Origin of the sequence: Carboxylicivirga sp. M1479, from assembly GCF_007097485.1 — a bacterium.
Classification (GTDB): Bacteria; Bacteroidota; Bacteroidia; order Bacteroidales; family Marinilabiliaceae; genus Carboxylicivirga.
In genome coordinates, this window is the sequence record NZ_VKDE01000050.1 from 1 (window position 1) to 14818 (window position 14818).

Sequence of the window (14818 nt, forward strand, 5' to 3'; positions counted from 1 at the left end):
ATATGAAACTGACTTCAAACGCTAAGCACACAGGACTATTGCCTCGAGCATGAACATGAAAATTTAACTTCTTGGCGTTTACAACTTATTTTGAAACAAACTCTATGTCAGAGAATAACAAAATTATAAACACATGAAAAGAATAACTTTAGTTGCATTGGCGGTATTATTAACGCTCTCTTCTTTTTCTCAAGAGAAAGAAAAAAGAAACGTTGATGATTTTGATAAAATAAGTGTGTCATCAGGCATTGATTTGTACTTGACTCAATCCGATGGTATTGAGGTGGATGTAACTTGTGGTAAAAGTGATATTCATCGTTTGAAAACCGAAGTAGTAGGCAGTACACTTAAAATTTACATGAAAGGTAATGGCGTGTGGAACTGGAATAGTAAAACGGTACCCAAGGTGTATGTTGTTTTTGATCAGCTGGAAAAATTATCGGCAAGTGGAGGCTCTGATGTTCATGGTCAGAATGAAATTCAACAAAACAATCTCATGATTTTGTCGAGCGGAGGCTCTGATGTTTATTTAGAATTAAAAACAGACGAATTAACCTTGGAGACTTCAGGAGGTTCTGATTTAAAACTGTCAGGTACAACTCAATTGTTAGTTGCCTCGTCAAGTGGTGGTTCCGATATTAACGCGCGAAATTTAAAAGCTCAAAAGGTTAAAGTAAGCACTTCTGGAGGATCAGATGCCATTGTTTGGGCCGAAAAGGAAATAGTGGCCAATGCAAGCGGAGGTAGTGATGTTACTTACTATGGAAACCCTCAGGTTAAGCAATTAAATGAATCAGGAGCTGGAGATATTAGTCATCGTTAACGATATATAGGCGTTAACTAATAAATGTGGTAAAGGAAAAGTAAAGATTCATATTGCAAATTTGATATCATTTGTAATATGAATCTTTGTTATTTTATACTGTGGGTTTTACTTGTTTATTTGAGAATCGGCGCATTAAAATGAATATGCAAAGAGAGGCTGTTAGTATCGCACCGCTTGTAATTAAAACAGCATTGCTTAAACTTTCATAGGCTTCAACTAAGGTTGCATCCATATCAGTATCGTCGATGAAAAAGCGCATGAAAAATCCAACGCAATTAACTGCTGCATGAATAATAATGCTAACTGTAAGGCTACGGGTGTGGTAATAAATCCATCCGATAAAAGCACCAATAACTAATCCCGTTACAAATTGCCAAGGGTTGAGGTGTACAAACCCAAATAAAAAAGCTGACCAAAAAATAGCTTTGGCAGGAGTGTAGCGTTTGAGCATACCATCGAGGATGATTCCTCTAAAAATTAACTCTTCAAAGAGTGGGGCGGCCACCACCATCATAACGAAAGCACCAAAGCCTTTTAACTCGGCTAATTCTTTAAACATTTCCTGGAACATTTTCGGCATTGGAATAAGGTTACCAATTGGTGTGACAACACCCAATAGCAGACCCCAGGCTGCCAATATTATTAAGGGTAATAATTGTGGCGATGCAATTTGTAGTTGGTATGTTTTATTTGATGTCTCGTTTTTTCGTATCAGGTGCGATAAAAAGAAAGCAACTCCCATAGTTAAAATATAATAAGCCATCATAGAATATTCTTTGCCTAGTATGGGATTTAATACCACATTGATAGGTGTAAAAAGTAGCATGCAAGCGATAACAATGCCAGTGATTCCCCAGCTTTGGGCTAAGTTTGGGTAAGGTTTAGAAATATTCATAATTAATATTGTTTGTTTTGAGTAAAGATAATAATTGATTTAAGATGAGCTTTTATTGTAGCTGTATAAGCTTTTAATAAGCTGATTATCGATTGAAGTTAAGTAAGTAAGATGTTTTGAATCAAATGGCATACGAACGGGAGGTAGTTGTAAAATGATGGAGCTTACTGTTTAGCTTATCATGCTCCAATTCATTTTTTCACTGGCCAATTTTTTAAGCTGCTTGTTTAGAATGTAGTTCTCATCTTTTTCGAGCAAGGGATCCAGATCAAGAATAGCTTCTGCCACCTGACGGGCAAACTGTAGTATCTGACCATCTTTTCCTAAATTGGCAATTTTAAGTGTAAACGGAAGCCCTGATTGTTGTGTGCCTTCTAGGTCGCCAGGTCCGCGTAGCTTAAGGTCAGCTTCAGCAATTTCAAATCCATCTGTTGAGTGCGTCATTATATCCATTCGCTTGCGCGTTTCTTCTGATAATTTGTAGCTCGTCATAAGTATACAAAAACTCTGGTCGGCACCTCTTCCAACCCTACCGCGTAGCTGGTGTAATTGTGAAAGACCAAAACGTTCAGCACTTTCGATAACCATTACAGAAGCATTAGGTACATTAACACCTACTTCAATAACCGTGGTTGAAACTAAAATTTGCGATTGCATAGAGGCAAATTCTTGCATGGCAGCATCCTTTTCAGCTGGACGCATTTTGCCGTGTACCATGCTTACTTTATAGTCGGTAAAAATGCGTTGCATGTATTCGTATCCTTCTGCGAGGTTCTTGAAATCCATGTTTTCCGATTCCTCAATTAAGGGATAGACAACATATACCTGACGACCTTTTTCAAGTTCTCCCTTGATGAACTTGTTTAGGTTATTTCTTCTATTATGAAAATAGTGAGCCGTCTCAATTGGTTTGCGTCCAGGAGGCAGTTCATCAATAACTGATACGTCCAAGTCTCCGTAAATAGTCATGGCCAACGTGCGCGGAATAGGGGTGGCCGTCATGACTAAAATATGGGGAGGTTGTGTGTTTTTGCGCCACAATTTAGCCCGTTGTGCAACGCCAAAACGATGTTGTTCATCAACAACCACCAATCCCAGGTTGTGAAATTTAACTTTATCTTCGAGTAGTGCGTGGGTTCCTATAAGTATTTGCAATTCGCCTGATTGAAGCTCTTCGTCAATTAATTCGCGTTGTTTCTTCTTCGACGAGCCTGTTAGAAGAGCCACTTTTATATTGAGGCCTTCCACCATCTCCTTAATGGTTTCGAAGTGCTGCGTTGCTAATATTTCAGTGGGAGCCATCAGGCATGTTTGAAACTTATTATCCAATGCAATAAGCATTACCATTAAGGCAACCAGCGTTTTACCAGAACCAACATCTCCTTGTAGTAAACGATTCATCTGTTTACCAGAGCCCATGTCGCGCCTAATTTCTTTAATCACACGCTTTTGAGCATTGGTTAATTCAAACGGTATTTTTCGCGCATAGAATTCATTTAGATGTTCTCCAACCACACTAAAAGAGTGACCTTTAATGGCTTTTGTTCGTTGATTTCGCTGTCGTAATATGTTTAATTGGATGTAGAATAATTCCTCAAACTTTAAGCGTAATTGAGCTTTTTCAAGTACTTGTGCATCAGTAGGAAAGTGAATGTTTTTTAATGATTCGTGTAGGTTAAGAAATTTGTATTTCTCAATAATGCTAGCTGGTAATGTTTCTGAAATTTTACCCTGGAACGATAAAAAAACATTCTGTTGTAGCTTTTGAATCGCTTTTGAATTCAGAAAGCCTTTTTTCATCTTCTCCGTTGTGTTGTAGAAAGCTTGTAGAGAGGAGTTTATTTTTGTTTGTGTCTCATTAACCTTTTCCAGTTCGGGATGTACAATGTTAAACTTGCCATTAAAAATATTGGGTTTGCCAAAAACGATGTATTCGGCTTCAGAGTTGATGTTCTCTTTAACAAATTTTTGACCTTTAAACCAAACTAATTCCAATGTGCCTGTGCCATCTGTAAAAATGGCAGTCATGCGACTTTGCCTACCTGTACCAATGGTATTTAACGATGTGAACCTGCCTTTAACTTGGATGTATGGCAATTTTGAATTGATTTCGTTAATGCTATAAAACTTACTCCTGTCGACATATTTGTAGGGGAAGTAGTATAGCAGATCTTCGTACGAAGCAATTTTGAGCTCACGTTTTAATAACTCAGCCTTTTTAGGGCCAACGCCAGGCAGGTAATTGATATGTTGCATCGCCAAATCAGACATAGATGCAAAAATAATAATTTAGACTTGAGATAAAAGTAGATGCAACAGTATGTCTATCGAAGCGTAGTAGTTTACTTGAGATGAGAATTTTTTTTAACAAGAAAAACTTAGTTATTGGCGCAAATAAAAACTCTTGAATTGTACCATTAAATCAGCCAATTCAAGAGCTTTATACATTAAATGAGTTTATTGAGCGTTAGGATGTGCTGTTAATGATTGCACTACCTTGTCAATGCCTAGCGAGGAGCCCCTAACAGGTGGATATTCTTTAAAAGTACCAAGGAATTTGCCAACAACATCTTGAGCAGGAACAAATAACCACATATTATCGCCATACCAGCGTGTATAAAGTGCCGATTTCCAAGATACTTCATATGGGTCAGCCCTTAGGTTAATGCATAGTGGCCACGAAGGAGTTTTTCGATAGGCTTCATTTATTGAACCTTCCATAATGGTGAAATGAAGCTTCCAGTTATTATATCGTATGGCATTAAGATTGGCGCCAGCATCAAAATAAAAAATCTCTTTACGTGGATTCTCATTTACTTTTCCTTGCCAAAGTGGAACCAAATTATAGCCATCGAGATGTAAGTTAAATGTTTTGTTACCAGCTTTGTAGCCTTTTAGTAGTTTTTCTTTTACGTCGCTTACGCCAGCTCCGGCCAGTATGGTTGGAAGCATGTCTTCGTGTGAGTGAATATCGTTGGAAATAGTGCCTGGTTCAATGACGCCTTTCCATTTGATGGCACAAGGAACTCTAAAGCCACCCTCCCAAGTAGTGCCTTTTTCGCCTGCAAATGGTGTTGTGCCGCCATCTGGCCAAGTGAATTTTTCGGCTCCATTATCTGTTGAGTACATGATCATGGTATTGTCATAAATACCTAATTCTTCGAGTTTGGCAAGTACACGACCAATTTGTTTGTCGTGCTCCACCATTCCATCAGGATAAAGTCCAATACCCGTAACGCCAATGCTTTCTTCTTTGAGGCGTGTCCATACATGCATGCGTGTAGCACTTAGCCAAACAAAAAATGGTTTTCCCTCCTGATGTGCTTTTTCTATAAATTTAATGGCTGCATCGGTAAACTCATCATCGGCTGTCTCCATTCTTTTGCGAGTCATTGGCCCTGTATCTTTTATAGGGCCATCCGCAGTGGAGTGTATGACGCCTCGCGGGCCATATTTTTCATGAAACTCCTTGTTTTTAGGATAATAATATGTTTCAGGTTCTTCTTCGGCATTTAAATGATAAAGGTTACCATAAAACTCATCAAAACCATGGTTTGTAGGCAGGTGTTCATCGCGATCGCCCAAATGGTTTTTGCCAAATTGGCCAGATGTATAACCAAGAGGTTTTAAAAGTTCGGCTATAGTCGCTTGATTATCTTTAATTCCTTGTTTTGAGCCAGGCATACCTATAGTTAGAAGTCCTGTTCTAAAAGGGTGTTGCCCTAGCACAAAAGCGGCTCTTCCTGCTGTACATGATTGTTGAGCGTACCAGTCGGTAAACATGGCACCTTCGTTGGCAATGCGGTCTATATTAGGCGTTTTATAACCCATCATTCCATGGTTATACTTACTTATGTTGGACCAACCAATGTCATCGCCCCAAATAACGAGAAAATTGGGTTTTTTATTTTTTTTCTGCGCCAATAGCGTAAAGCCAATAACTAGTGCTGCTGTAAATAATAGTATTTTCTTCATTGAGTTAGTTTTTATCATCTTGATAGTGTTGAATTAGTAAAAAGAAAAGGTAAGTTGAATCTTTATCTAACTCAAGTTGAATCGAAAAAAAAATCCCCAACGAGAAAAATGTCTCATTGGGGATCTCAATATATTTCTTATTAATTGATAGATTTAATTATTGGCTGGAGCAGCCATTTTTTCCATCACGTCGCTTAAACTAAAACTGGCAGCTTTTTGTCGTGGTGGATACTCTTTAAATGTCTTAAGAAATTCTCCTACGTATGCCTGGGCTGGTACCAACATAAAAGCGTGGTCTAATAACCAGTCGTAATAGGTGTTTGATGTTAAGGGAGCTTGCTCGTATGGGTCGCGTCGTAAGTTGAAAATTAAAGGTAAGCGTAATTCAACAAACGGTTCAGCCCAAACGGCCATGGTGCCATATTTACGCTGTTCCATAAAAACTAATTTCCAGTCGTTATAACGAAGTGCGGTTAAATCTCCATCATCGGAGAAGTAAAAGATTTCTTTTCGTGGAGCTAAATCTGATTTGCCAGTCATGTATGGAAGAAAATTATAACCGTCAAGATGAACCTTATAATTCATGTCGCCAACTTTCTTGCCTTTTAAAAGCTCGTCTTTTACATTGTCATTACCTGCAGCTGCCAATATGGTTGGTAGCCAATCCATATGGTGCATAATGTGATTTGAAACAGATCCCGCTTCGATGTTCTTGGGCCATCGAACCATTGCAGGTACTCGCCATCCACCTTCCCAATTGGTGTTTTTTTCACCTCTAAATGGGCTAACGGCTGCATCGGGCCACGAGTTTTTATGTGGGCCATTATCGGTACTATAAAACACCATTGTTTCATCAGCAATACCTAACTCATCAAGTGCGGTTAATAATTCGCCAACGTGCATATCGTGTTCAATCATACCAATGGCATACTCATCTAAGCCCTTGTATTTTGGATCGTTCATCAATTCATCTTTCACGTGTGTTCTAAAGTGCATGCGAGTGCCATTCCACCATACAAACCATGGTGTTTTTTGCTTTTCCATTCTTTTTATAAAGTCAATGGCTGCCTCAACAGTTTCCTCATCAATTGTTTCCATTCTCTTTTTTGTAAGAGGTCCTGTATCCTGTACTGGTCCATCTGCTGAGGATTTTATAACGCCACGAGGTCCAAACTTTTTATGGAATTCGGGATCTTTTGGGTAATCAGGCAACTCAGGTTCTTCTTCTGCATTCAGGTGGTATAAATTTCCTAAAAACTCATCAAAACCATGTGCTGTTGGTAGGTGTTCATCCTTATCGCCGAGGTGGTTTTTACCAAATTGCCCAGTAGCATAGCCTAACGGTTTAAGTAGGCCAGCAATGGTCGGATCTTCCTTTTGCATTCCTAAATCTGCTCCAGGTAAACCTACCTTACTTAATCCTGTTCTGAAAACGCTTTGTCCCATTATAAAGCTTGAGCGACCGGCAGTACAGCTTTGTTCTCCGTAGTAATCAGTAAAGATCATCCCTTCGTTGGCAATCCTATCTATATTAGGCGTATTGTAACCAACAATTCCTTTTGTGTAAGCACTAATGTTTGATTGTCCTACATCATCGCCCCAAATAACTAAAATATTGGGCTGTTTGTTTTTTTGAGCACTCAATGCCATCGTCAGCACCATGATAATACTCACTAAAAAAAGTTTTTTCATAAGTTTAAAGTTTAATCAGTTATTTACACTAGTAATAACTGTGTTAGTTATAATAACTATCTAAATGTAAACACTTATATTCATGAAATGTTTCTGGAAAACATACTTACAAGTCCGGTTGAATGATTGAAAAATGCATTTAAAGGTTGCTAATTATCCTTTAGGTGTTCAGGCATATTTATTTTCACTAATACCTTATTGTTTTGAAATATACGTTTATCTCTAACCATCATAAAATAAAAATATTAATGACTTTGTGTTGCCTTATGGTAGCTCAAGTAGGAAGGACTCAATGTGAAATTGACTCTTTAATAAAACATGGTCAGTATTTAAATGCCTACCAATGTATAGACAACGTCGAAAATCCCAATGTTGAGCAAGCTCTTAAGAAGATTGATATTGCTTTAAACTATTATTTTCATAGCCAGTACCATCGATCATTTTCATTTGTGAATTTAAGAACTGGTGAAAGTTTAACTGATTTAAGAGAAGCTGAGCCATACGGAGAAACACCATTTGCATTTAATGTTGATAGCACGCTCTTGGCTTTGCATGAACATTATCCTGATAATTATGAGGTTGTAAAAAAACTTGGTGATTTCTACAATCAGATTTATAATGACTTTGGAGATGCATGGGGTGAGCGTTCTGAGGTTTTACTTGATAAGAGTAATACCTACTATCAGATGGCGTATGAACAAGGGGTGTATGATTATAAAAGTTTATATGGTTTAGGTTATTATCAATCCTTATTTGAAAATTACTTTGCGGCGCAAAACTGGTTTTTAATGTCCTTAAAAGAACGGCCTGATGATGCGCTTACTAATTATAGTTTATCTGTAACATATCTTTTCGATGGATTGTATAGGAATGGTATACAGTATGCAGTAAAGGCCTATGAATTATATACCGACTCATTAAAAAAATCCGATGCAGCACGAATAACTGGTATTTTATTGTTGAAAGATGAGCAATTTGATAATGCATTCTCATTTTTTGAGAAAGCAGATGCATTGCATTCTAATTATCGGCCTAATCAAATGTATTTATTAAAAACGGCTTTGTTAAAGGAGAAAGAATCGCTGGTGATCGATTTAGGTTGTCAGGTGTTGAGTTCATCGCTATATCAGCCCGAATTACCTGAAGAGTTTAATAGTATGTTTATGCATGAAAATAAGCCGGATGTGCTTTGTTTAATTTATGATGAATTACTAATTAAATATTCTTCAGATTTTGAAGCTTGCGGCAATATAAGATTCCACTATGGAAAATTACTATACCTAACTGGAGAAAAACGCAAGGCTAAGAAAATGATTAAGAAATCGCGGAAAGATTTTGAAGTGGTTTTTAATCCAACACACCAAGTGTTTGAAGCGATTGATCAAACCTTACAGAGACTCTAGAACCTAAGATTTAACTGCGAATTAGTGTGTTTTAAATCTGAAAGGTGATAAGTATCATTTTTTTTTAAGGTTTTTACACAAAAAAGTACATTCTTGCAATAGAACTCTCAAATAAATTAATAGTTTTACGACGGTTAAAATAAACCGAAACCAATGTTATCATTGGGTTACCTGCAACGGGAGGTAATTTATCTCGCATAAACGATGCGATAATATCTGAGAGACGCACTCGAGAATTAATTCGTAATTCTTAAATTTTCCACACGAGCATCTCTCAGATTTTTTTATTCGTCAAAACCTGGACGTATAAAGTTTCGAGCCTCCGGTATAAAAGCTTCCAGTTCCGATCTTAGTTGCGATAAATGTCGTAATAAATTCAGAACACTATCTTCTTTTTGTGGTATTACTCTTAAAATGTTATCCCAAGCATGAATGCATTCGTCGATGGCAATCAGTGCAATTTTAGCTGAACCATGTGAGTCATAATGATCCATGTCGTTAACATCGTCATTTGTAAGCCCCAAAATAGCCCTATTAATTTTTGCAGGGATAAAAAGTTGAAACCAGGTTATGGTTTCTATATCATTATGAATTCCTAAGTCTGGAGCTGCAATAATGCGACTTTCTAACTCCATTTGGTTCGATTCTAACCACCGTTTTACTTTCTCAGCATATGACTCGGCTTGTTTCTCAATAGTATGCTTTTCCTTTGGCTCTGGTTGCTCAGATTCCATGGCGGCCATTGCTTCTGTTATATCCATGCCTTGTTTGCTCAGTTCCTCCTCAATAAGTTCAGAAGTAGCTTTAAATATAACTTTAAGTTGGTTCTCGTTCTTTTCTTTATGGCTTTCTTTTAGATTCTCTAATTCAGCATTTAACGAGTATGTACTGCACCTTGAAGTGAATGAGCATTTAGCACAGCGTCCATCGCAGTAATTATGGATGCCTACAATAATATTTTCACAGCGAGGTTTTTTTATAAGTGCCTTAAATTTCTCAACATCATGGCGTATACTCTCGTCGTCTTCATCCATAAAATCAGGAATTAACTCAGAAAAATCCACTTGCCCTTTATCAAAAGGGTGACTTGTGTCGTTATTGCACTTAAAGCTATGGCATACATTGCAATGTCCTGGAAAAGGGCATCTATCTTCATCAAATTTACATGTTTCAATTTGAACAACTGCTTGTTCGCAATGGATGTGTTTGGTGTCCCAATGGTCAATAATAAAGTTGTATTTAATCTCAGGTGTTACATTTTCAGGAAACATAAATTCCCAGTTGTAAGCCTCAAGTAATACTTCTAAGGCATTAAGTATTAATATTGTTTGTTCGTGTGATAATTGATCTGGTTTGGGGAGGTTAAATTTTTCAAGCCCAATTATTTCAGATATTTTCTCAGGCTTACCTTGCAAAAATTCATGAGCAAACATATCATTAAACTCAGATTCCGACTCCTTGCCAGTATTTGTTTTAGCAGGAGCTTTACTAAGGGCTTCTTCAATGAGTTCTAATAGTTGTTCTATATAATTATTCATTCTTGATCTTTCGTGAGTGTTGTTCTTAAATCTAAACAACGACTATTTAAAAGTGTTTAGATATTTCTACATCGTTGTTGTAATATGTGTTTAATGCATCTTGAAATGAGGTAAGAGATGTGCTTAAAATCCTTAATAATGATATAGCCATTTGATATAGTCATTTGATGTAGTTGCTAAGCATCGGGGAATATTTGGTTTAGATTCATAATTTACCGAGTTCAGGACCGTCCGATTTTCAGAGGAGTTTACAAAAGGCATGTTCTTTGGCTTAATAAACGTTTTGCTTGGCGGCTTTATTACGTCACATTATGTATAGATATAAAAGATAAACCTGATTAATTGATTACACTTTTGCTTTTTACATTATAATTTTTAGTTTGGCAGTCAAATCGCGGATGGGTTTAATAATCCGCGTTAAAAAGTCACACACCATATATTATCGAATGAGTTTTTTTCAAATAAAGAAATATTTAAATTATTGCTTACATGCCAAATATCGAAAAGGCTATGGCTTGCATAGTCCGTTTGTTTTTAATCTCGTGAGAGAGGTGTTTTATTGTGAACATTCGTTTTATGCTTTTGATTTAATTAAAGAGTATAAAAATGAGTTGAAGCTTGCTAATAAAGTAATTTCGGTAGTTGATTATGGGGCTGGAAGTTCAAATTTTACAAGTAAGGATCGATCAGTTGAAAAACTAGTAAAGGCATCTTCTATTTCTACAAAGTATGGAGAATTGCTCTTTCGCTTATTGCAGCATATTAATCCTCATAATATATTGGAACTAGGAACATCCATTGGGATAAGTACTTTGTATCTGGCCTTGGCAGACAGACGACGAGAAGTATTAACGATTGAGGGTTGTGTCGAAACTGCTAAGCAGGCCCAAATAGCTTTTGATAAGTTTGACTGTTCCAATGTAAAGCAATTTGTTGGTCAATTTCAGGATGTGTTGCCTAATTTAGTTGCTAAAACGGATGTATTAGATTTCGTGTTTTTTGATGGTAACCATCAAAAGCAAGCAACCATCGATTATTTTAACCTTTGTTTGACCAAGGTTGGCGCAAATTCTGTTTTTGTTTTTGATGATATTTATTGGTCAAAAGGAATGAGTGAAGCATGGGATATTATTCGACAACACCCGCAGGTAACCGTTTCTATTGATGTATTTCAATTGGGTATCGTTTTTTTTAATAAAGACTATAGTAAGCAGAATTTTGTGGTGCGTTTGTAATAATTAGAAAGGCACAATGTATTTATTGTGCTTGAAGCAAAAGGAATACTTATCTAAAATAAATATGCAGCTGTTTCTTTGCTTAAAAAGTTATATTTGTCTTAACTAAAGCTAAACCCAATGGATAATCATGTTATTGATATAAAAGAAATAAAGAAGTTTTACCACGTAGGAACAGAGGTAGTAAAAGCACTTCAGGGTGTTTCTGTATTGATTGAAAAAGGGGAGTATGTGGCTATAATGGGGCCGTCAGGTTCTGGTAAATCTACCTTAATGAATATAATTGGAGCACTTGATACGCCTACAGGAGGTCAATATGTACTTAATGGGACTGATGTGAGCAGGCTCAGTGATGATAGTTTAGCAGAAATCCGAAATAAGGAAATTGGATTCGTTTTTCAAACATTTAATTTGCTACCCCGATATACAGCTCTTGAAAATGCCATGTTGCCGCTCATTTATGCTGGTGTTTCAAAGAGTGATCGTAAGAAGCGGGCAGAAGTGGTAATGGAGAGTGTTGGATTAACTGATCGAATGCACCATCGTCCAAATGAAATGTCAGGAGGTCAGCGTCAGCGTGTTGCAGTTGCAAGAGCGCTGGTAAATAATCCATCTATTATTCTTGCTGATGAACCTACTGGTAATTTAGATTCAAAAACGTCGGTTGACATCATGCGCTTGTTCGACGAAATACATCAACAAGGAAATACCATTATTCTAGTTACGCATGAAGAGGATATTGCTCAACATGCTCATCGAATAATTCGACTACGCGATGGATTAATTGAATCAGATTTGATGAATGAACAAATAACCACAATGTAGCTTGAGTATTGACCTCTGCTATTGGTCCATTAATCAAAGTATTCGGGCATTTGTAAAATTCCAATGAATAGACTGTTGTATGATTGGATATTTTTTTTAAATTCGCAGATAAGTAAAGTTATTAAGAACACAATATTATTAATGTTAAATTGAGTTGCTATGTATTGGACACTCGAACTTGCCTCTAAACTAGAAGATGCACCATGGCCGGCTTCTAAGGACGAATTAATTGATTTTGCGATTCGTTCAGGTGCACCGCTCGAAGTTATTGAGAATCTTCAGGAAATAGAGGATGAAGGGGAAGTATTTGAAAGCATCGAGGATATTTGGCCAGATTATCCGAGTAAAGAAGACTTCTTTTTTAATGAAGATGAATATTAAGGAGAGCTAAAAAAAGGAGCAATTTGCTCCTTTTTTTATTTTTATAGAATTGATTATTTATTCATCTTCACTGTCGCCGTATTGATAATCATCATAGGCTTTGTTTAATTCCTCCATTTTAGGCATTTCAGTATGCTTAAATATATCCCATCTGTTTTTTGGTCTTATCTTTTCCAACCAAATAAACCCTTGTAGTTTTACATCCTCACTTGGTAAAAGATAGGGGGGATTTAAGTTACCATTGGGATCGCTCTTTAAATTAATCCCTGTAATTTGACGATTACTCAAACGTATCGATAAAGAACTGCTTTCAGCTCTGTTGACGCCGATAACAATGTTGTTGTCTTTGGGGTAATATATAGTTTGTCCATTGCCGTCTACATCTATCTTGTATAGTTCGTTATTCCTTATGTACCCAATCATGTTCCGCCCTTTTATCTGATTGTAGTGTATACTATCTTCAGGAGCTACAATAAAAGCAGAGTTGTTAAGTTCTGCTTTATAAAGTGCGTTATTTCTGCTGAATAGTTTAATGGTGTGAGCTGTCATTTGATTTCCTTGTGCCCAAATAACGGGGGTGTGATAAAATGTATTTGTCGAGTCTCTCAAGTCATATACCATGGAATCACAGCGCCCTTGCATATCTTTTCTGAAAAATTTCACGTTGTAGTAGGCCTTGATTAATTGACTTTCCTCCTCAGGAAGTGGAATAGCTCTAAGTGTATCTGCATGCAGATATAGGGTGTCTTCTTGGTAAATTTGCATCAATTGAGCTCTTTTAGTTGAAAGAGCATGTTGAGTTAATTCATTATAATAACCAAAGTCACCAGCAATAATCATATTATTGGTAGTGTCGTGTAGCTCAAAATTACTATAGGCCTCACCCAAACCATTTCTTCTATCGTAATATATTGTATCGCCTTTCAGAAGATTTTCTTTGCCTTGAACGTAGCTCTGCATATCTCCTTTGTATAAGCTTGCTTTGTCATTCATCGTGTCGTAGAATCCATCTTCACTATAAATTAGGTTGTTGTCGCTGTTGATGAATGTTGGGCCTAGTATACTCGCTACCTCGGTAATGGTATGATACTTTAAGGTATCAGAAAAGATTGTGTATTTGGGGTTGTGAACAACCACCGAATCTTTAAAATGGACCTGACTTAGGTCAGGGTAATAATAGCCTAAGTCGCTAATGAGTTTGTTTTGTCCACTAAAAACTTCACCGCCATTAAAATAATAGCCGAAATTTTGAACGCGATCGTAGTCCAGATATTCTGTAAGAACTGTAATGTCTTGCTTTTCTATTTTAACATTGTCACGAACGCGAGCAATACCATCAGAACTATCATAGGTTAAAAAATCCCCATATAAATGGATGGAGTCATTTTGAATGATATGAATATGGTGATACGCTTCAATTACTTTTTTATCGTTTAGCTCATGAATGTATGCACTATCACAATGCATGATTGTGTTACCGTGTTGTAATTTAACTTGTCCAATTAGTAATTTAACTTTAGGACCCAGATCGGCTCTTTGGTTGAATGAATTGGCATGTAAGATCTTAACCTTGGCTTTCTTCTGAGAAAATAACTGTGTATTAAGGCTTACGAGGGCTATTATAAATAAAGTTGAAAATAATCTTAAGTACATTATATATATAGTCATTTAAAATGAGCTGCAAAGTTGCTAAAAAAATCCTTTAATAATAACGGTATTGCTCAGGTATCTGAGTAAGTGCTAAATCATTTATACAATAATAGGACCATTTATTGCTGCTTATCACGTATTCCTTATTGGACCATTGAACATTTTATTATTGATAGTTTAGTCCTTTGATTTAGCCTGATGAATTGAATGGAGATGATATTTTAGGTTCATCTCAAAAATATTTCCCCTTCCAAACCGCACCAAATCAGCTCATAAAGCTTGCGTGATGAAATACGCTACAAAAAAACATGCTTTTAGATTTGGAGGTTTGAATTAAACTCCGTTATTTTGCACCCGCTTTGAGAAACAATGGTTACTCTGAAAGGCGCACTAGGCAA

The 14818-nt window shown here is 36.7% G+C and carries 11 protein-coding genes; 5 read left to right on the top strand and 6 right to left on the bottom strand.

The window, feature by feature from the left end:
* The first annotated feature begins 133 nt into the window (after positions 1–133).
* Entirely contained in the window at positions 134–823 is a 690-nt protein-coding gene (locus FNN09_RS20200) for a head GIN domain-containing protein (RefSeq protein WP_143304305.1), read from the top strand.
* A gap of 94 nt (positions 824–917) precedes the next feature.
* Here FNN09_RS20200 and FNN09_RS20205 read toward each other — a convergent pair whose 3' ends face one another.
* The 4 genes from FNN09_RS20205 to FNN09_RS20220 all read right to left on the bottom strand — a co-directional run bounded on the left by FNN09_RS20205 (position 918) and on the right by FNN09_RS20220 (position 7388).
* A complete protein-coding gene (locus tag FNN09_RS20205) occupies positions 918–1721 on the bottom strand; it encodes a CPBP family intramembrane glutamic endopeptidase (RefSeq protein WP_143304306.1) in 804 nt (267 codons plus the stop codon).
* A gap of 171 nt (positions 1722–1892) precedes the next feature.
* Positions 1893–3992 (bottom strand): ATP-dependent DNA helicase RecG, encoded by a 2100-nt coding sequence (gene recG / locus FNN09_RS20210; protein ID WP_143304307.1) that lies wholly within the window; start codon positions 3990–3992, stop codon positions 1893–1895.
* Positions 3993–4178: 186 nt separating this feature from the next.
* Positions 4179–5696 (bottom strand): arylsulfatase, encoded by a 1518-nt coding sequence (locus tag FNN09_RS20215; protein WP_143304308.1) that lies wholly within the window; start codon positions 5694–5696, stop codon positions 4179–4181.
* A gap of 153 nt (positions 5697–5849) precedes the next feature.
* A complete protein-coding gene (locus FNN09_RS20220; RefSeq protein ID WP_143304309.1) occupies positions 5850–7388 on the bottom strand; it encodes an arylsulfatase in 1539 nt (512 codons plus the stop codon).
* Between the two features lie 248 nt (positions 7389–7636).
* Here FNN09_RS20220 and FNN09_RS20225 point away from each other — a divergent pair, with 248 nt between their 5' ends.
* Complete coding sequence (locus FNN09_RS20225; RefSeq protein ID WP_143304310.1) at positions 7637–8791, top strand: hypothetical protein; 1155 nt, start codon at positions 7637–7639, stop codon at positions 8789–8791.
* A gap of 284 nt (positions 8792–9075) precedes the next feature.
* Here FNN09_RS20225 and FNN09_RS20230 read toward each other — a convergent pair whose 3' ends face one another.
* Positions 9076–10329: a hypothetical protein gene (locus FNN09_RS20230; RefSeq protein ID WP_143304311.1), complete on the bottom strand. Its 1254-nt coding sequence runs from the start codon at positions 10327–10329 to the stop codon at positions 9076–9078.
* Positions 10330–10775: 446 nt separating this feature from the next.
* Between FNN09_RS20230 and FNN09_RS20235 the strand changes: the two genes are divergently transcribed.
* The 3 genes from FNN09_RS20235 to FNN09_RS20245 all read left to right on the top strand — a co-directional run bounded on the left by FNN09_RS20235 (position 10776) and on the right by FNN09_RS20245 (position 12770).
* Positions 10776–11564 carry an O-methyltransferase gene (locus tag FNN09_RS20235; protein ID WP_185969085.1) on the top strand — a complete coding sequence of 263 codons (789 nt, stop codon included), beginning with the start codon at positions 10776–10778 and terminating at the stop codon, positions 11562–11564.
* A 120-nt stretch (positions 11565–11684) separates the two neighbouring features.
* Positions 11685–12389: an ABC transporter ATP-binding protein gene (locus FNN09_RS20240; RefSeq protein WP_143304313.1), complete on the top strand. Its 705-nt coding sequence runs from the start codon at positions 11685–11687 to the stop codon at positions 12387–12389.
* Positions 12390–12548: 159 nt separating this feature from the next.
* Entirely contained in the window at positions 12549–12770 is a 222-nt protein-coding gene (locus FNN09_RS20245; RefSeq protein WP_143304314.1) for a DUF2795 domain-containing protein, read from the top strand.
* 57 nt (positions 12771–12827) lie between these two features.
* On the opposite strand, the gene FNN09_RS20250 is transcribed toward FNN09_RS20245, so the two are convergent.
* Positions 12828–14423 carry an OstA-like protein gene (locus FNN09_RS20250; protein WP_255434205.1) on the bottom strand — a complete coding sequence of 532 codons (1596 nt, stop codon included), beginning with the start codon at positions 14421–14423 and terminating at the stop codon, positions 12828–12830.
* Between the last annotated feature and the right edge of the window lie 395 nt (positions 14424–14818).

Excerpts from the sequence above, each read along its gene's own strand:
- FNN09_RS20200 (WP_143304305.1), top strand. The coding sequence starts at position 134 with ATGAAAAGAATAACTTTAGTTGCATTGGCGGTATTATTAACGCTCTCT.
- FNN09_RS20205 (WP_143304306.1), bottom strand. The coding sequence starts at position 1,721 with ATGAATATTTCTAAACCTTACCCAAACTTAGCCCAAAGCTGGGGAATC.
- recG (WP_143304307.1), bottom strand. The coding sequence starts at position 3,992 with ATGTCTGATTTGGCGATGCAACATATCAATTACCTGCCTGGCGTTGGC.
- FNN09_RS20215 (WP_143304308.1), bottom strand. The coding sequence starts at position 5,696 with ATGAAGAAAATACTATTATTTACAGCAGCACTAGTTATTGGCTTTACG.
- FNN09_RS20220 (WP_143304309.1), bottom strand. The coding sequence starts at position 7,388 with ATGAAAAAACTTTTTTTAGTGAGTATTATCATGGTGCTGACGATGGCA.
- FNN09_RS20225 (WP_143304310.1), top strand. The coding sequence starts at position 7,637 with ATGACTTTGTGTTGCCTTATGGTAGCTCAAGTAGGAAGGACTCAATGT.
- FNN09_RS20230 (WP_143304311.1), bottom strand. The coding sequence starts at position 10,329 with ATGAATAATTATATAGAACAACTATTAGAACTCATTGAAGAAGCCCTT.
- FNN09_RS20235 (WP_185969085.1), top strand. The coding sequence starts at position 10,776 with ATGAGTTTTTTTCAAATAAAGAAATATTTAAATTATTGCTTACATGCC.
- FNN09_RS20240 (WP_143304313.1), top strand. The coding sequence starts at position 11,685 with ATGGATAATCATGTTATTGATATAAAAGAAATAAAGAAGTTTTACCAC.
- FNN09_RS20245 (WP_143304314.1), top strand. The coding sequence starts at position 12,549 with ATGTATTGGACACTCGAACTTGCCTCTAAACTAGAAGATGCACCATGG.
- FNN09_RS20250 (WP_255434205.1), bottom strand. The coding sequence starts at position 14,423 with ATGTACTTAAGATTATTTTCAACTTTATTTATAATAGCCCTCGTAAGC.